The organism is Rhodococcus wratislaviensis (assembly GCF_900455735.1).
Taxonomy (GTDB): Bacteria; Actinomycetota; Actinomycetes; order Mycobacteriales; family Mycobacteriaceae; genus Rhodococcus_F; species Rhodococcus_F wratislaviensis.
In genome coordinates this window covers 395,799-413,956 of the sequence record NZ_UAUI01000024.1, presented here as the reverse complement: position 1 = coordinate 413,956, position 18,158 = coordinate 395,799, and the positions used below count along the sequence as shown (strand labels likewise).

At 67.0% G+C, this 18,158-nt stretch carries 10 protein-coding genes; all 10 read right to left on the bottom strand.

Going from position 1 to position 18,158, the window contains the following annotated elements:
- Positions 1-50 precede the first annotated feature (50 nt).
- The 10 genes from DTA22_RS27720 to zomB all read right to left on the bottom strand — a co-directional run bounded on the left by DTA22_RS27720 (position 51) and on the right by zomB (position 18,157).
- Positions 51-1,595 carry an acyl-CoA carboxylase subunit beta gene (locus DTA22_RS27720; RefSeq protein ID WP_005248832.1) on the bottom strand — a complete coding sequence of 515 codons (1,545 nt, stop codon included), beginning with the start codon at positions 1,593-1,595 and terminating at the stop codon, positions 51-53.
- Entirely contained in the window at positions 1,592-6,541 is a 4,950-nt protein-coding gene (pks13, locus tag DTA22_RS27715; RefSeq protein ID WP_112301590.1) for a polyketide synthase Pks13, read from the bottom strand. Before pks13 ends, DTA22_RS27720 begins: the two co-directional genes overlap by 4 nt.
- 73 nt (positions 6,542-6,614) lie before the next feature.
- Positions 6,615-8,510 carry a long-chain-fatty-acid--AMP ligase FadD32 gene (fadD32, locus tag DTA22_RS27710; protein ID WP_029539691.1) on the bottom strand — a complete coding sequence of 632 codons (1,896 nt, stop codon included), beginning with the start codon at positions 8,508-8,510 and terminating at the stop codon, positions 6,615-6,617.
- 187 nt (positions 8,511-8,697) lie between these two features.
- Complete coding sequence (locus tag DTA22_RS27705; protein WP_009477140.1) at positions 8,698-9,687, bottom strand: LLM class F420-dependent oxidoreductase; 990 nt, start codon at positions 9,685-9,687, stop codon at positions 8,698-8,700.
- Between the two features lie 194 nt (positions 9,688-9,881).
- Complete coding sequence (locus DTA22_RS27700) at positions 9,882-10,862, bottom strand: cutinase family protein (RefSeq protein ID WP_037228205.1); 981 nt, start codon at positions 10,860-10,862, stop codon at positions 9,882-9,884.
- Positions 10,863-10,868: 6 nt separating this feature from the next.
- Complete coding sequence (locus DTA22_RS27695) at positions 10,869-11,444, bottom strand: DUF732 domain-containing protein (protein ID WP_112301589.1); 576 nt, start codon at positions 11,442-11,444, stop codon at positions 10,869-10,871.
- A 126-nt stretch (positions 11,445-11,570) separates the two neighbouring features.
- The gene (locus DTA22_RS27690) at positions 11,571-13,475 is read right to left on the bottom strand and encodes an alpha/beta hydrolase-fold protein (RefSeq protein ID WP_112301588.1); all 1,905 of its coding nucleotides are present in this window, start codon (positions 13,473-13,475) and stop codon (positions 11,571-11,573) included.
- Between the two features lie 131 nt (positions 13,476-13,606).
- Positions 13,607-14,602, bottom strand: coding sequence for an alpha/beta hydrolase (locus tag DTA22_RS27685; protein ID WP_081792230.1), 996 nt, complete (start codon positions 14,600-14,602; stop codon positions 13,607-13,609).
- Between the two features lie 286 nt (positions 14,603-14,888).
- Positions 14,889-15,899: an alpha/beta hydrolase gene (locus DTA22_RS27680; protein WP_009477136.1), complete on the bottom strand. Its 1,011-nt coding sequence runs from the start codon at positions 15,897-15,899 to the stop codon at positions 14,889-14,891.
- Positions 15,900-16,237: 338 nt separating this feature from the next.
- A complete protein-coding gene (gene zomB / locus DTA22_RS27675; protein WP_112301587.1) occupies positions 16,238-18,157 on the bottom strand; it encodes a flagellar motor control protein ZomB in 1,920 nt (639 codons plus the stop codon).
- Position 18,158 lies beyond the last annotated feature (1 nt).

Below are 18,158 nucleotides of genomic sequence, written 5' to 3'. Positions count from 1 at the left end.
GTGCACTCAGACTGGACCGGCGCGACATCGGGCGAGCGGGCGGCGACGAATCAGAGAGGCATCAGGTCGTGCTTGCGCGGGTTGCGCTGCACCTTCTTGTCGCGCAGCATCGTCAGCGCCTTGCGGATCTCGAGCCGGGTGGTGGCGGGCTCGATGACGGCGTCGATGTAGCCACGCTCCGCCGCGATGTACGGCGTCGCGATGTTCTCGTTGTAGAAGTTGATCAGCTGCCTGCGGACGGCGGGAGCGTTCTCGCCCGCGGCCTCGATCTGCCTACGCCCGATGAGGTCGACAGCACCCTCCGCGCCCATCACCGCGATGCGGGCGGTCGGCCACGCGAAGTTGATGTCGGCGCCCAGCTGCTTCGAGCCCATGACGGCGTACGCGCCGCCGTACGCCTTGCGGATCACGACGGTCACCTTCGGGACGGTCGCCGTCACGAACGCGAAGATGAACCGGCCACCGCGCTTGATGACGCCGATCCGCTCCTGCTCGAGGCCCGGAAGGAACCCGGGCGTGTCGACGGCGAACACCAGCGGGATGTCGAAGGCGTCGCAGATACGGATGAAATGTGCGGCCTTGTCCGAGGCCTGGGCGTCCAGCGCGCCCGCCGCGACCAGCGGCTGGTTCGCGATCACCCCGACAGTGCGTCCGTCCACGCGGGCGAAGCCGGTGATGATGTTCAGCGCCACCTGCCCGCCGATCTCGTGGAACTCACCGTCGTCGAAGATCCGCAGCAGGATGTCGTGCATGTCGTAGCCGGCGTTGTCGGCGTCCGGGATGAACGTGTCGAGGTCGCGGTCGGAGTCCGTGATCTCGGGTTCGAGACCCGGGTTGACCACCGGCGGCTTCTCCATGCAACTCGACGGCAGGAAGCTGAGGTACTTGCGCACCCACTCGAACGCGGCCTTCTCGTCGGCCGCCACATGGTGCAGGTTGCCGTACTGGGCCTGGTTCCGGGCGCCACCGAGTTCTTCGAGGCTGACGTCCTCACCGGTGATCTTCCGGACCACGTCGGGTCCGGTGACGAACATGTACGACTCCTCGGTCGCCACCAGGACGTCGGTGTTGATCGGCGCGTACACCGCGCCGCCCGCGCACTTGCCGAGGATCATCGAGATCTGCGGGCACATCCCCGACAGCGGTTCCTGCCGACGGCCGAGCTCCGCGTACCAGGCCAGCGACGTCACCGCGTCCTGCACCCGGGCACCACCGGAGTCGTTGATGCCGACGCAGGGGCAGCCGATCTTGGCGGCGAACTCCATGATCGCGGCGACCTTGCGGCCGAACATCTCGCCGACGGAACCGCCGAACACGGTCTGATCGTGCGAGAACACCGCGACCGGGCGTCCTTCGACGGTCCCGTGACCGGTGACCACGCCGTCGCTGTACAGGGCATTGGGATCACCGGGCTGGCGCATCAGGCCGCCGACCTCGATGAAACTTCCCGGGTCGAGCAGCATGTCGATGCGTTCGCGCGCGCTGGGAATACCCTTCTTCGCGCGCTTGGCGATCGCCTGTTCGCCCGCGGGTTCCTTTGCCGTTTCGAGCTTTTCGCGCAGTTCGGCAAGCTTCTCTGCGGTCGTGGTGGTCACTGATGTGCTCCGGTTCCGGCGGCCTGGATCGCCGCCAGCTTCTTGGTGAGGTCGGCACCGACCTTCGCGATGTACGGCTCGTCGACGATCTGGATGTGATCGCCGCCCACGTGGATGATCTCCAGGTTCTTCACCGCGTCGCCCCAGCCGCCGTCCGGCTTCCGGGTCTTGAACGCGGGCTCCAGGTTCATCACGTCATCGTGGTAGCGGTCGGCCATGTACAGGACGACGTCGCCGTCGTACTGCTCGAGCTCGGCGGTCTGGATGGCCCGGTTGTCGAGCCACGACGTGCGCTGGTGCTCGATGATTCCGCCCGGAATCTTCGTGCCACTCAGCTTGAGCAGTTCCGTCAGGATCTTGATCTGCTCTTCGTCGCTCTCCGCCGCGGCGAGCTTGTCGTACGGCAGCGGGTAGTCCACGTTGTACGTCTTCTTCGCGAACGCGGCGTACCGCTGCCAGCGCTTACGGATCTCGTCGGGGGTGTCCTCGACCTTCTCACCGGCCATGACCGTGTCGATCAGGCCGACGATCCGGACGTCCGCGCCCGATTCGCGCAGCAGCTTCGCCACCGCGTAGGCCAGCACACCGCCGAGCGACCAGCCGTACAGCACGTACGGTCCGTCACCCTGGATCTCACGGATCAGCGGCAGGTACTCGGCCGCCCGGACCTCGATCGGACCCTCGGTGCGCTCGAACCCGTACATCGGCGTGCCCTCGGGCAGACGCTTGAGCAGCGGCTCGTACGCGACGGTCGAACCACCGGCCGGGTGGAACACGAACACGGGGACGGCGTCGGATCCTTCCGGGCGAGGCCGCAGTGCGCGGACCAGCCCGTCGATCTTGCCGGAATCCTCGAGGAATCCGCGCACCACGTTGGCGAGTTCCTCGATGGTGGTGGAGTCGAGGACGTCGTCGAACGTGATCTCACCGTTCGCGCGTTCCGACAACCGGGCCGCCAGCTTCTCGGCCGTCTCGTCGTTCAGGATCGGCAGCGTGTTGAAGATGCCCTTGGCGGACTCGCCGGTGACGACGGCCCACGTGGCGAACGTCAGACGCTCGGCGGCGTCGCGCGGCGGAACGTCGGAACCGGTCGCGTCGGCGAACGCTTCCGTGTTGTCCACGACGGCTGCCTCGGGAGCAGCGGCTGTCTCCGGGACCGGGGTGGCCGCGAGAATCGCCTCGGCTTCGGCCTCCACGGACGTGTCCTCGGCGTCCAGCGGGGAGCCGGAAGCCTCCGAGTCACGAGCCGCCTCCGCGGCCTCCTCCGCTTCCTTCTCGGCCTTCTGCTTGTCAGCCAGCGCCTGCACCTCTTCGCGGTTCTCGACCGCGTAGCGCAGGTACTTGGCGACCTCCATGAGGTTCGCATCCTTGACGGCCTGCAGCTGCAGCTGCGGGATGTCGAACTCGTACTCGACACGGTTCTTGATGCGGACGGCCATCAGCGAATCGAGGCCCAGCTCGATGAGCGGGATCTCGGCGGGCAGGTCTTCCGGGGCGTAGCCCATGGACTCTGCGACGATCAGCGCGAGACGGTCCTCGAGGGTCTGCGAACCGTTCGGGTCCCACTTCTCGCCGATGTCCTCGACGACCTCCGGCAGCTCCTCGACCGGGGAGGTCGACTGCACCGGGACCGCGACGACGGGTTCGGGCAGGGCCTCACCGGACGTGACGGCGGCGTCGAACAGCAGCGTGAAACTCGCGCCGCTCTTCGCGTGCACCTGCAGCGACGCGCCACCCGGGTGCGGATTGAGCGTGGTGGTGAGCGTTCCCTCGGCGGGAGCGTGGGCGTGCAGGACGGACGCGGCGAGTGTCACATCCGACAGCACCTGCGACGCGGCAGCGGTGACCAGTGCCGGCAGGTCGGTGACCGCGCCGGCCTGGACCTCCCACACGTGGCGGCCGTCGGGGAGCGACACGTGCGCACCCGGGACACGGGTGTTGCCGCTGGAATCGATGCGGGTTTCCACCCAGTACGGCTTGCGGATCCACGCGGTGCGCGGAACGGACGCGAAGTCGCCCTCGGGGAGCAGCGACGACAGGTCGACGGCGTGCCCGTGCACGTACAGCTGCGCGAGCGCGGCAAGGACGCCGAGCGGCTCGTCCTCCTTGCGCTTGAGCGTCTGGATGAGCTGCATGTCGTGCAGACCGGCGTCGAACGCGGTGGCGGCGACGGACATCAGGGCCACCGGGTTGGGCGCCAACTCCACGAACGTGGTGTGCCCGCTGCCCACGGCGAGGCGGACGGCGTTGGTGAAGTACACGCTGTGGCGCAGGCCCTTGGTCCAGTACTCCTCGCGGTGGATCGGCTCGTGGCCGGCGCGGTAGTACGTGTCCTTGTCGACCGACGAGTACACGCCCAGCTTCAGCTTGGTCGGCTCGATGCCCGCCAGTTCCGCAGCCAGCTCGCCCAGCAGCGGATCGACCTGGGAGGTGTGGCTGGCGCCCTTCGTCTTGAGGACGCGGGCCATCTTCTCCTCGCCCTCGGCGCGCGCGACGATGGCGTTGACCTCGGGCTCGGGGCCACCGATCACGGTGTGCGTCGGGGCCGCGTACACGCAGACCTCGAGGTGCGGGAAGTCGGTGAGAACGGTCTCGATCTCGGACGCGCTGTACTCGACGAGCGCCATCAGACGGATGTCGTCGCCCTCGAGCGTGGCCTCGGCCTCACCCATGAGGCGGGACCGGGCGCAGATCACCCGCACCGCGTCCTCGAGCGGCAGACCACCCGAAATGTACGCGGCGGCAGCCTCACCCATCGAGTGTCCGACCACGGCCTCGGGCTCGGCGCCGTGGTGACGCAGCAGGGCCGCCAGACCGATCTGGATGGTGAAGATACCGACCTGGGAGGTCTCGACGTCGTAGTCGATCGCGTCGTCGAGGAACTTCTCCTTCATGGAGTAGCCGGCCTCGTCCTCGATCAGCGCGTCGACCTCATCGATGGCGGCGGCGAAGACCGGATTCTCCAGGTAGAGCTGCTTGGCCATCTTGCGGTGCTGCGAACCGAAGCCCGACAGGACCCAGACGGCGCCCTTCGACGACGGCGAATCCGCGGAGAACACACCCTGCCCGGGCTTCCCGGCGGCGATGGCGCGCAGCCCGGTGACGGCCTCGGCGCGAGTCTTCGCCAGAACGGCGGCACGCGAGCGGCCGTGGTTACGGCGGGCGAGAGCGCGCGCGACATCGGCAAGTGGAGTGGTGCTGCCCTCTTCGGTCTCCAGCCAATCGGCCAGATCGGCGGCAGCCCGGCGGCGACGCGACGGGAGCGCACCCGACACCGCGAGCACGACCGTCGACTCGACGGCCTCCGACACCGTTTCCTCGACGGGAACAACGGGCTCGACGCCCTCGACGGCGTCGTCCACGGCAGGCCCGGTGTATTCACGCACGACGACGTGCGCGTTGGTGCCACCGAAACCGAATCCGGACACACCGGCGACGGCCGTGCCCGTGTAGCGCGGCCACGCCGCACCCTCGGGAATGACCTGCAGGTGCGCCTTGTCGAACGCGATGTACGGGTTGGGTCCGGCGAAGTTCAGCGTCGGCGGAAGCGTGTCTTCCCGCATCGACAGCACGACCTTGATCAGGCCGGCGGCGCCTGCGGCGGCCTCGAGGTGACCGAAGTTGGTCTTGGCCGAGCCGAGCAGCGCCGGCTTGTCGTCGGCGCGTCCACGACCGACGACGCGACCGAGTGCGTCCGCCTCGATGGGATCGCCGAGGATGGTGCCGGTGCCGTGCGCCTCGATGTAGTCGACGCCGGCCGGGTTGATGCCCGCATCCCGGTAGGCGTGGCGCAGGACGTCGGCCTGCGCATCCGGGTTCGGCGCCGCGAGACCGTTGGAGCGGCCGTCCTGGTTGACCGCGCTACCGGCGATGACGGCGAGGATCTCGTCGCCGTCACGCTCGGCGTCCTCGAGACGCTTGAGGACGACGAGGCCGCCGCCCTCGGCGCGGATCATGCCGTCTGCGTCGGAGGAGAACGCCTTGATGCGACCGTTGGGCGCCATCACACCCAGCTGGTCGAAGCCCAGCGTGGCGGGCGGCGCGACGAGCATGTTGACGCCGCCGGCGAGCGCGAGATCCGACTCACCGGACCGCAGCGAGCGCACCGCCTGGTGCACCGCGACGAGCGACGACGAGCACGCCGTGTCGAGGGCGATGGACGGTCCGCGGAAGTCGTAGAAGTAGGACACACGGTTGGCGACGATGGACGTCGACGTACCGGTCAGCGCATACGGGTGCGCATGGACGGGGTCGCTGACCGCAAGCAACTGATAGTCGTTGGCGGAACTGCCGATGAACACACCGACCTGCTCGCCCTTGAGGTCGCTGGCCGGGATGCGGGCGTGCTCGAGGGCCTCCCACGTCAGTTCCATCGCGAGCCGCTGCTGCGGGTCGACGTTCGCGACCTCCAGCGGAGACATCGCGAAGAACTCCGCGTCGAACGTCTTCACGTCGTCGAGGTAGCCGCCCTGCGTGTTGGCCTTCTCGACGGCCGCCTTGATTTGCGGGTCGGAGGTGAACTCCTCCCAGCGGCCCTCCGGCAGGTCGGAGATGCCGTCGCGGCCCTCCGCCAGCATCTGCCACATCTCGGCAGGAGTCTTACCCGCGCCGGGGAAGCGCGAAGCCAGGCCCACGATCGCGATGTCGTGCGCGTCCGACGTCGGCACCGACGCGTAGTACGCGGCGTCCGCCGAGTCGTCGGGCTGCTCGGGTTCGCCCTCGATGATGCGGGTGGCCAGCGACGCGATGGTGGGGTGCTGGTAGGCGACCGTGGCGGTGAGCGTGACGCCGACCAGTTCCTCGATCTCGCCACTGAGAGCAACGGCGTCGCGAGACGACAGACCGAACTCTTCCATCGGGCGGTCGTCGGTGATCTGACCGACCGGTTGCCCGGTTGCGTCGGCAATCCAGTTACGCAGCCACTCGCGCAGCTGCGCGACCGTCATGTCACCTGTGCTGCTGGTCCGGTCATCATCTTTTTCAGCCATCAACTCACCAAGCTACCCGTCAGGAAGTGGACTATTCGGAAACGCTATCGGGGAAGGCCGTCTGCGTGTATCCGCCGCGCAGGGTGCCTTCGATGTAGCTCGCCTTGCACGCGCGGCGGGCGATCTTGCCGCTCGACGTCCGAGGAATCGAGCCCGCGGGCACCAGCAGGATGTCGCGCGCGGTGACCCCGTGCCTGCTCGACAACGCCGCCCGCACCGTGTCGGCGATCGGCTGGGGGTCGGCCTTGCCCGCACCCGGTGCGCGCTCGGCCACGATGACGAGCTGCTCGGAGGAGTCGCCCGCGTCGTAATTCAGACCCGAGTGCGTGTTCTCGAACACAACGGCGGGCAGCTGGTTGGCAGGGACCGCGAACGCGGCGACGAAGCCGGGACGGAGCGCGGTGCTCGCCTCCTGCGCCGAGTACTCGAGGTCCTGCGGGTAGTGATTGCGGCCGTCGACGATCACGAGGTCCTTGACGCGACCCGTGATGAACAGCTCGCCGTCGATGTAGACGCCGTAGTCGCCGGTCCGCATCCAATTGGCGTCCTCGGGCGTGCCCTCCGCGTGGCTGCCCTCGGCGAGCCGGTTGGTCAGCTTGTTGTGGAACGTCTCGGCGGTCTCGTCGGTGCGACCCCAGTAACCGATGCCGATGTTCTCACCGTGCAGCCAGATCTCCCCGACCCGGTCGTCGGGCTGCTCGATACGCGACTCCGGGTCGACGATGGCGGCCCACTGGCTGCGCGCGACGTAGCCGCAGGACACCTGCGGGATGGCGTTCTCGGCGTCCTGGTCCACCTTCACGACACGACCCGCGTTGAGCTCGTCGCGATCGACGTAGATGACGCGGGCCTCGTCCGAGTGCCGAGTCGAGGACACGAACAGGGTGGCCTCGGCCATCCCGTACGAGGGCTTGATCGCCGTCTTGGGCAGGCCGTACGGCGCGAACGCCTCGTTGAACTTGCGCATCGACGACGTGGTGACCGGCTCGCTGCCGTTGATGAGACCGATCACGTTGCTCAGATCGAGGCTCTCACCGTTCTTCGGCAGACCGCGGGCGGCCGCGTGCTCGAACGCGAAGTTGGGTGCGGCCGCGAACGTGCCCGCACCGTCGGAGACCGCTGCCAGTTCCTTGATCCACCGGTACGGCCGCTGCACGAACGCGCGCGGGCTCATGATGGTGATGTACTTGCCGCCCAGGGCGGGCAGGATGACGGTCAGCAGGCCCATGTCGTGGAACAGCGGCAGCCACGTGACTCCGCGCGAGTTCTCGTTGAGCTCGATGGAGTCGACCATCTGCAGCGCGTTCGTGCCGACGGCGCGGTGCGTGATCTCCACACCGGCGGGCACACGGGTGGAACCGGACGTGTACTGCAGGTACGCGATGTCGTCGAGATCGATCTCGGGGCGCACCCAGGACTCGCCGACGCTGTCGGGGATGGCGTCGACGGCGATGATGCGGGGGCGCTGGGCGGCGGGGAGGGACCGGAAGAACTGTCGAACACCCGCGGCGGAGGAGGTGGCCGTGAGGATGGCGGCAGGCGTGCAGTCACCGAGGACGGCGTGCAGACGGTCGGTGTGGCCGGGTTCGTCGGGGTCGAACAGCGGCACCGAGATCGTTCCGGCGTGGATGGCGGCGAAGAAGGAGATGACGTAGTCGAGACCCTGCGGCGCCAGGACTGCGACACGGTCGCCGGGCTTGGTGACCTGCTGGAGGCGAGCCGCGACGGCGCGCAGGCGGTGGCCGAACTGTTCCCAGGTCAGCTCCTGTGCTTCGCCGTCTCTGTCCCGCGAATAGTCGATGTAGCGGTATGCCAGTTCGTCCGAGTTCTCCCGGGTGTGCCGCTGGACGTAGTCGACCAGCGTGCTTCCCGAGTCGAGCCTGATATGGCCCTTCTCGTCGATAAAATCATCGAACTTCGCGTTCATTCCATCTCCTCCGAAGCGATCACACAGGCATGCCACCGGCATGACTGCGCCCCAGACTTCCTTCGCCGAATCGGATCTTGTACAACTCGTGGGGAATGACGTAACACGCCACTCACCCGAATAAGTTCATCGAGTCCAAACCATCGATATGTTACAGATTGGCATCGCCGCCCTCGGTACGCTGCGTCTACTCGCCCTTCAGTTGCGAGATGATCGGCGCGAACGCATCCATCTGTGTGGGGAACACACCGACGTAAGACATTGTCGTCTTTTCTCGCACCATACGTATCTGATCGGCGATCTCCTCGAAGCTTCCGATCGCGAGATACGGCGAGCTCAGGATGTCTTCGACGGACAGCTTGGTGTCGACCTCGATGTTGGGCGGGAACCCCTGATCGAGTGCAGCGAGCGCCATCTCGGCGGTCTGCTCACGGTCGTCGGTGATGACGATGGTGGTGATCGTCCAGTTCAGTTCGATGTCGTCGAATCGGTCACCGGCAGCTTCCCGGATCCGGTCGACGCGCTCCATCGTCTTCTCGAGCGTGACACCCGAGAGCAGGAGCTTGCCTTCCTTGCTGGTCGGCGTCGCCACGGAGATGATGTCGGCGTACTTCGCCGCGAGCGCCAGCATCTTGGGGCCGCCGCCGCCGACAGCGATCGGGGGACGCGGGCCCTGCCGCGGTCGCGGGCTGCCGGTCAGGCCCTTGATCTGGTAGTACTTGCCGTCGAAGTTGCACTCCTGGCCGCGCAGCAGCACGTCGAGGATCTGCAGGGTCTCCTCGAGCTTGGCGATCCGGACGCCCGGGCGCTCGTAGTCGATGCCGCCCTTGTCGAACTCTTCTTTCATCCAGCCGGCGCCGATGCCGAGTTCGAGGCGGCCACCCGACAGGACGTCGATGGTGGCGGCGTCCTTCGCGAGAATCGCCGGGTGCCGGAAGCCGTTGGCGAGGACGGCGGTGCCGAGCCGGATCTTGTCCGTGGCGATCGCGAGTGCACCGAGGGCGGCGATCGGTCCCACCTGGTTACCCAGGTGGTCGGGGATCATGAAGCTGTCGAATCCGAGTTCCTCGGCCTTCTGCGCGAGCTTTACGAACCGACGCGCGCCGCCCTCGTCCGCGTTGCCCTCTCCGCCTGCCGCGAATCGGAACTTACGCAACGAGCTGGCGTCGGAACTCATGAATAGCTTCTCCTGTGGTGAAACGCCCGCGTTTCAGGACGTGAACATCGGTGGGGTCGGGCACCGGTGATGCCGCAACAGTGCAGCACTCTACCGGTGCCGAGAAACGCACACTACCGGCCAGTACGCGTCTCGCCTATCTGTTTGGGACGTTTCACGGCTCACCGACCACGGTGAACCCATCCGCCACAAAATCAACTGTGTGCCGGGGCCGGGGCGGCCTCGATCTTCTCGGCCGCCCATCCGGCGATCCACTGCGTGGCCGTCGTGCCGGAGTCGTCGACGACGTACGAGTTGTACATCGCGTGGACGGGGTTGTTGTTGTACTCGAGCAGACGCAGACCGCTTCCGATCCAGTTGCTCGGTTTCAACGCCTGCGCCGGGGCGTCACAGATTCCGTCGGACGGGGCGCAGATCTCGACCGCCCGGTCGGTGAGATCCCCGAAACCGCCGGGGCGGGGACCGGTCATCGTGATTCCCGGGATCTGCAGACCCGCCAGCGACAGTTCGGCTCCGACACCGGCGACCGGCTGGCCGACATTCGTGGCGGCGGCCGGGTCGCGGCGACCGTCGGCGATGAGCCCGACACCCAGTACGAGATCCGCCGGAACAGGACCGTCACCTGCGCCGATACTCGACGCGACGTCGCCGGCGATGACCGCGCCCTGGGAGAAACCGGTGAGCAGGAAGCTGGTCAGCGGGCACTCGGCGTGACGACGGATCAGGATGTCGTTGGTGGCGGCCGTGCCCGCGCCGCGGCTGTTGTTGTACGACTGCTGCCCGTCCGGCGGGAAGGCGACCGGGTTGGAGAACTGCGCGACGTACGGAACCGTGTACACGTCGGCGCGCGACGGCTCGAACTGCTCCTGCAGCGGCCGCGACACGTTGAGCATCAGCGACGCCGGGTTGGCCGACGGGTTGTACGGGTCGTCCGTCGGGCTGGACTCCCACGTGCCCGGGACGACCACCACCTGGACGTCGGGACAGCTGGCCGGCTGGGCGCTGGGACGCTCGGGACCGGGCGGGGTCGGGATCGGCTTGGGCAGCCGCCCTGCGAGGAGATACCAGAGCGCGATCACTGCGACGAGAATCACCAGCAGGATCACGATCAGCACCATCAGCTTGCGCAGGAGGCTGCTCTTCTTCTTCCGCGTTCCGCGCCCGGTCAACGACATCGGCGTCTACTTGCAGTAGGTCGCGTGGGCGACATCCATGTAGGTCTGGGCATTGGCCGTCGCCTGCTCCTGGGTCAGTTCCTGACCTGCAGCCGACGCCTCGGTGCCGACCATCGCTGTGACGAACACCATCGCTTCGGCGTCGCTCTTGCCTTCGGCCTTGGCCTGGCAGATGAAGTCGGCGGTGCTCACGGCCATGGTGCCGTCGGCGGCCGGCTCGATGCCCTTGCTCTTCAGCGCGTCGAGGAACTTCTGGCCTTCGGCGCTGACCGGGACCTCGGCGGGGCCGGGGAAATCGCCCGGAACTTCCTCGGGCTGCTCCGGCGGCGCCGTCGCCGCCTCACCCGGGCTCGTCACCGGCGCGGAGGCCGAAGCCGAGGCGCTCGCGCTGGGCGCGGCGGACGCCGAGCTCTCGGCGGAACTGGACGCCGCAGCCGACGTCGTGGCGCTGGTGGACGGGTTCGACGTCGCCGTGGAATCGTCGCTGCCGCACCCGACCAACAATCCGCTTGCTGCGACGGCGAGCGCGCCTACGGCGATCGCCTGTCGGAAGGTGGTGCTGATACGTGAGTGCTGCGGCATCTATTTCCGTCCTTGCTTTCCAAGTCGTTGTCTCTCGACAGGGTACAGACGCAGATCGGGCGGAAGCCTGGTCCGCCGGACCCGGCCCCGCCCGCTGCGCGTGAGATTTCTACTGCGATCCGGCCATCAGTGAATCTCCGCCTTGTTGTCGATCACTGTGACGTAACCGGTCTGGAAGTTCTGCTGAACTCCGCCGGGGATGGCGAATTTGTCGCTGATCGGGAAGCCGAGTCGGCCACCCTCGTAGCCGGCGCTCTTCCAGGCGTCGAAGATCGGTCCGTTCTCCACGGCCCAGGCACCCGACAGCGGGCTCCAATAGATGTTGCCGCCCTCGAACTGGTTGAACCGGCCGCCGTCCTTGACCGCGATCTCGCTGGTCTTCGGGAAACCGAGCCACCCGCCCTCGTAACCGAGTTCGGCGTACTTGCCCATGATCATTCCCTGCACGCGGTGGGTGCCGTTCGCGGGACTGAAGTACATGGCGCCGATCTCGAAGCCCTGCACCGCGCCGTCCTTGCCGGGCGTGGGAACTTCCTCGGCCACCGGGTATCCGAGCGGTCCGCCCTCCCAGCCCTGACGTGCCCACTCGTCGCGGATCGCGCCGCGGATGGCGTGCGCGCCGGTCTGCGGCGACCAGTACACGGACCCGTGCTCGAAGTGGTTGAAGCGGCCGCGACCGTCGGGGGTGGCCAGTTCGGGCGTCGTCGGGTAGCCGAGCGGCCCACCCGGACCACCGGTCGCCTGGTAGACGCCGCCGATGGCGCCGGCCACCGGCTGCGCGCCGGTGTCGGACTTGGCGAAGATCCGGCCGTTGCGGAAGTCCTGGACCGTTCCGCCCGCGAGGCTGTACTCGGGGGTGAGGCAGTCGCCGATCCACGGGTTCGCGCCGGCGACCCCGGCGATGGAACCGCCTGTGGCACATACCGGCTTGTCGGGTTCGACGTCGACGGCGCTGGCCAGCTGCGGCCACAGCTGGTGGAGCTCGAACTGCCAGTACGGCCACGAGTGCGTGCCGGACGGCCGGTAGTTGACCTGGGCCGGGATGCCCAGCTTGTTGAGCTTGGTCGCGAAGGTCTGGGACGTGAGCCGCGACAGGATCTCGAGGCCCATGCCCGCGTAATTGGTGCTGACGCCGGGGATTCCGGACGGCTGGTCGTACGGGCCCGTCGTTCCGCTACCGCTGGAGATGTACAGGCTGACGCCCTTGAGCTTGTCGGCCAGCAGGTAGGGGTCGTGCTCCTCCCACGCCGAGCTGGTCGGGGGACCCCACATCGCGTCCGCGTCGAATCCGCCCGCGTCGCTCATCGCGTACGCGACGGCCTGCGGCATGCCGAGCGCGGTGGTGGTGAGCATGCCTGACAGCGACGCAGCGAACTTGAAGAATCCCTGGTTGCGGGCCGCGAGGAACATCGCGGACGTGCCGCCCATCGAAAGCCCGATGACGCCGCGTGTCTGCGTGGTGCGCCAATCGCTTTCGAGGATCGGGGGCAGTTCCTTGGTGAGGAACGTCTCCCACTGGTAGTTCTGGCCGTTGTCCTGGGCCACCCAGTCGGAGTAGAAGCTGGACTGGCCGCCGACCGGGAGGACGACGTTGATGTTCTTGTCGGCGAAGAACGATTCGGCGTCGGTCTCGAGCGTCCAGCCGTTCTCGTTGTCCTGCGCGCGGAGACCGTCGAGCATGTAGACGGACGGGAACTTCTCGGTGGGCTTCGAGTTCCAGTCGCGTGCCAGCAGCATCTGCACCTGGATCGGCACGCCCATCGACGGAGAGTTGATCCAGATCGCCACGCGACGGTCGGTGAGCCAGTCGACGTGATGGATCGTCGCGCCGCCCGGGACCTGTGTGGCCACCGGAGCCTGCGCGGCGGCGGGCGCCGCATGGGCGACCGGCGCAGCCGAGACGGTGGCGGTCTGGGTGAACCCGACCGCCACCGGCACCACGAGCACAGCGGCAAGCGAGGCCAGCGTTCGCCTTCGAACATTTCCGGCCGACGAACGCTGACGTTCTGCCTTGAACAGGCCTACTCGCATGACGTTCACTCTCTCTCTGCGCGTCGAGGCCAACACGGAGCACGGCCTCGCGTTCCGGTTCTTTCTACACGCAAACGACAGATGAGTGGGAGTGCCGCGCTGTTACAGCTGGTGCAATTGTTACTTCCGAGCTACCCGATCGTGTTGCCGAGGTCGCCGGCCAGATCGTGGATCTGCTGCTGCCAGTAACGCCACGTGTGGATGCCGCGGGGCGGGAAGCTGTAGGTGACGTTCTTCGCGCCGAGGGTCGCCATCTTCACCTGGAACGCACGGGTGTTCGCCAGCGACAGTGCCTCGAGGCTCGCACCGGTGCTCGCGTTGAAGACGTCCATGAATCCGGTCGGTGCGGCTCCGCCGGGAGCGGGGATGCCGTTGGCGGCCGACACCCACAGGCGGGTGTTGTTGTCGCGAAGCTTGTTCGCGAACACGAACGGGTCGTTGCGCAGCCACGCCGGGTTCCACGGCGGGCCCCACATCGCGTCGACGTTGTAGCGGCCGGCGTCGAGCATCGCGATGCGGATGGCCTCACGCATGCCGGGAGCCGAAATGTTCAGGTATCCGGACAGCGAGCCCGCGTAGTTGAACTGATCGGGGTGGTAGGCGGCGAGGGTCAGGGCGGCGCTGCCACCCATCGACAGGCCGATGACGCCGTTACGGGTGGACTGGAACCCGAGGCGGTTCGCCAGTGCGTCGCGAAGTTCCTGCGTGAGGAACGTCTCCCACTTGTACGGGGTCTTCTGACCGTTGAGGTTCGAGTTCGAAATCCAGTCGGAGTAGAAGCTGGACTGCCCGCCGACCGGCTGGACGACGTTGATGTTCTGCGAGGCGAGGAACGGGCCCGCGTCGGTGTTGACCTCCCAGCCGCTCAGGTCGTCCTGCGCGCGCAGACCGTCGAGCAGGTAGACGACCCGGTTGGTGTTGCCGTCGGCGGCACGCCAGATGCGGCTCTTGATCGGTCCCATGGCGGAATCGACCCAGAAGTCCTGCGCCGCGGGATCGAAGGCTGCAGATGCCGTTGCACCGCCGCCCACCATGGTCACGCCCAGTGGCAGTGCGACCGCCAGAGCAATTGCGGCGGCGGTACGCCTGGCCCATCCGCTTGTTCTCGTCGAACCCCCAACTCGCATGAACTCGTCTTCCCTCCGCTTGATGCGTCTCGCGCCGCGGCCGCGGCAACCTCTCGATAACTCTCGTGAAAATCTCACGTACAGACGCCACCCGCGCAGCGATCGCTGCGCGGGTGGCGTCTCGACGGGATCACCTTACTGACAAAACGTTCCGTTGTGCACTCCCGGGGGAAGGGAATCCTGGGTTTTCCCTCACGCCCCCGGTCGGGGCGCTGGTACCCCGGAGCGCGCGAGTGCCGCCCCGCCGGATCGGCGGGGCGGCGTTCGTCACGGGGGTGGTGTCAGATCACCAGGCGCCCAGTGTGTCCAGGATCTGGCCGCGGGCCTTCCACAGCTCGGCACCCCAGTACGGCCACGAGTGCGTGCCGTTGGCGGGGAAGTCGAAGGTGGCCGGGACACCGAGGGTGGCCAGACGCACCTGGAAGGCGCGGGTGTTGGCCAGGGCGAGAGCCTCGAGGCCCATGCCGTTGGCGGTGTTGTAGTAGTCGATCGGAGCGCGCGGGTGGTCGAACTCGCCGGGCAGACCGCTGGCAGCCGAGATGAACATCGACAGACCGTTCAGACGCGGGGCGAACACGAACGGGTCGTTACGCAGCCACGCCGGGTTCCACGGCGGGCCCCACATCGCGTCCACGTTGTAGCGGCCGGCGTCGATCATCGCGACGCGGATGGCCTCACGCATGCCGGGAGCCGAGATGTTCAGGTATCCGGACAGCGAACCGGCGAACTTGAACTGGTCGCGGTGGTACGCGGCGAGGGTCAGGGCGGCGCTACCACCCATCGACAGGCCGAGGACGGCGTTGTTGGTGCGCGAGACACCGTAGTTGGCCAGGAAGTCGGGCAGTTCCTTCGTCAGGAACGTCTCCCACTTGTACGTGACGGGCTGACCGTTGAAGTTGCTCGCCGAATACCAGTCGGAGTAGAAGCTGGACTCGCCGCCGACGGGCATGACCAGGGTCACGTTGTCGTTGCGGTACTGGTCGAACGCGTTGGTCTCGAAGCTCCAGGCGTTGCGGTCGTTGCGGGCACGCAGTCCGTCGAGCAGGTACAGCGCGGCGCTACCGCCGCGGGCTGCCCACTGGACCTGGACCTTGATCGGTCCCATGGAAGAGGGAACCCACAGTTCCTCGTAGCCACCTGCCGGCGCGGTCTTGGCGGGACCCGCGTGCGTCGGTGCTGCTGCGGCGACGGCTCCACCAGCGATTCCTGCGCCCACAGGCAGTACCAGTGCGACGGCACCGATGGCCATCGCACGCTGCTTGAGGCGCTGAGACAACCTCGGTCTGGCAAAACGCATGAATACTGCTCACTCTCTTCGTCTGCGGACTCCGCCACTGGGCGGCTCCGGCGGATTCCGTCGGGGAACAGGCGACCTGCCGGCCCGGGCGTTGAAGCCGGGTCGGCAGCGGACCTCTTCCAAGTCACACTGCGCTTGGTGGACTGTATGTCACACGAACTTCCCTGACAAACGCTCACGGAGCGCTTTTCGGGGAACTTCCAGACCACCGTCACCGATGACTCATCATCGACGTACATCGTCGCCGACAGTTCCAGCGTTACACAAACGAGATCTGATGTTCCGACATCGAGATCTGCCCGGGACGCCCCGGTGACACACGCCTCGCCCGGTTCGCCCTATTTGGCCGGTTCCGGGAACGGCGGCTCGAGATTGCACCGCTGAATTTCATAAGCGGGCACTCGCTCGAATCGATAACTCGCGAAATGCAGCGCATCCTTGAAATTCTGCTTGAATCGCGGCCACGTCAGTTCCGACCGGTACGACGTCAGCAGGTCCTGGGTCTCGGGGCACGTGAGCGCGACCCGCGCCTCGGTCACCCATTCCTCGTCGAGGAATCCGGGCATCCACGGGTGCTTGTCGATCATTCCCGTGTCCACCACGACCCAGTCGGGGTAGAGGTTCTTGTCGTGCCCGATACGGCCGTCGTCCAACCGCTCCGTGTGCGCCGCAAGCGGGTAGGCGAGACCCATCTGGTCCAGCACCCGCACGTCGAGGCCGACGTTCATGCTCGTCATGCCGAGGTTCAGGAAGTACACGGTGTGGCCTGCGCCGTCCTCCGGGATCGGAAGGGGCGGAGGAACGACGAACCAGTACGTGTAGTCGGCGGACGGGATGAGCAGACCGCCGTCGGGGGTGTCCGAGATGGTCTGGACCATGGCGCGCATCCGCGGGTAGTCCAGATAGTCGTCCGCGCGAATCGGGTGCGCATGACCGGTGTTGAGAACGTAGAAGGCTCGTTCGTCGACAATTCCGGAACGCCCGATAACGACACCTTCCGGCATTCCCGTCGTGTTCGACGCGAAAAATGCCCAGACGACGGTGCCGACCCACAGGAAAGCCATTGCGAGGAAAGTCGACGATTCCCTATTACGCCCCCACGCCGCCCGGTCCGGAATTCGCACCGGAATTACGGCGACGGGAACGATGAAACAGAACAGAACGGGGAGAAGAACGCGGCCGTGCATGAAGTCGCCGCCGACGCGCAACGAGTACAGACCGAGGATCAACCCGCTCGCGAGAATGAAGACGACGACGGCATTCTGCGTCCGCAGCCCTCCGCGCAGGCGGGTGAGCAGATTCCCCTCGGTGTGACGAACACCATCCTCGATGGACTTGTCCCGGCCGCGCCAGGCGATCACGGCGCCGACGAAAAGGAAGACCAGCGGCAGCCACAGCAGGTACGGGCCGAGCAGATTCCAGAGGTAGGCGAAACCCTGCGACCACTTGGCGCCGCCCGCGTCCTTCGACACCGCGGTGTTGGGGTACGGGAGGGCGTAGTAGCCCATGCGCCAGATCTGGTAGCCCACCGGAACGATGCCGGCGACGAACACCATCGCCACGCGCACCACCCAGGTGAGACCGGGCGCGAGGAAGATCATGGCCAGCGACAGCACACCCAGGATCGCCAGCTCGGGGCGCACGAGGGGCCCCATGCCCGCGAAGAACGACAGCACGAGCACCGAGGTGGTGGACGGGGTGGTGGCCTGACTCCATCGGACCAGCAGCAGCCAGAGCAGCGCGATCCAGAAGATGACGAGGCAGCTTTCGAGACCCGACGTCGCGAAGTCGCGGGCCGGGGGCACCGCGATGTAGACGAGCACACCGGCGGGCATCAGGAAGAGGGTGCCGCCGCCGGCGAAGGACCCACCGCGGTACAGGCGCGCGGTGCCGAACATGGCGAGCACGATCGCCGCCGTGGACAGGATCAGCGCGATCGTCAGGACGACGTATTCGAGCCGGGCCTGAGAGAGCCAGCTGAACGCGTAGACGATGTACGTCCACGCGGTACTGGTGTTGGCCTCGACACGCTCGCCCGAGTTGAAGACGGGACCGTTGCCTGCGAGGAGGTTTCGGACCGTGCGCAGCACGATCAGGCCGTCGTCGGCAATCCATCGCCGTTCCCAGGCACCCCAGAACATCAGGAGAGCCGAGACGGCCACACCCCCGAGGAAGACCACCCTCGCGAGGATGGCCTTCCGGTGGCGTTCGGTGGTCCGCTCCGCGGCGGCGTCCGAGTCCTCGGCGCCTCCTACCAAG

Excerpts from the sequence above, each read along its gene's own strand:
- pks13 (WP_112301590.1), bottom strand. The coding sequence starts at position 6,541 with ATGACGGTCGCGCAGCTGCGCGAGTGGCTGCGTAACTGGATTGCCGAC.
- fadD32 (WP_029539691.1), bottom strand. The coding sequence starts at position 8,510 with ATGAACGCGAAGTTCGATGATTTTATCGACGAGAAGGGCCATATCAGG.
- DTA22_RS27705 (WP_009477140.1), bottom strand. The coding sequence starts at position 9,687 with ATGAGTTCCGACGCCAGCTCGTTGCGTAAGTTCCGATTCGCGGCAGGC.
- DTA22_RS27700 (WP_037228205.1), bottom strand. The coding sequence starts at position 10,862 with ATGTCGTTGACCGGGCGCGGAACGCGGAAGAAGAAGAGCAGCCTCCTG.
- DTA22_RS27695 (WP_112301589.1), bottom strand. The coding sequence starts at position 11,444 with ATGCCGCAGCACTCACGTATCAGCACCACCTTCCGACAGGCGATCGCC.
- DTA22_RS27690 (WP_112301588.1), bottom strand. The coding sequence starts at position 13,475 with ATGCGAGTAGGCCTGTTCAAGGCAGAACGTCAGCGTTCGTCGGCCGGA.
- DTA22_RS27685 (WP_081792230.1), bottom strand. The coding sequence starts at position 14,602 with ATGCGAGTTGGGGGTTCGACGAGAACAAGCGGATGGGCCAGGCGTACC.
- DTA22_RS27680 (WP_009477136.1), bottom strand. The coding sequence starts at position 15,899 with ATGCGTTTTGCCAGACCGAGGTTGTCTCAGCGCCTCAAGCAGCGTGCG.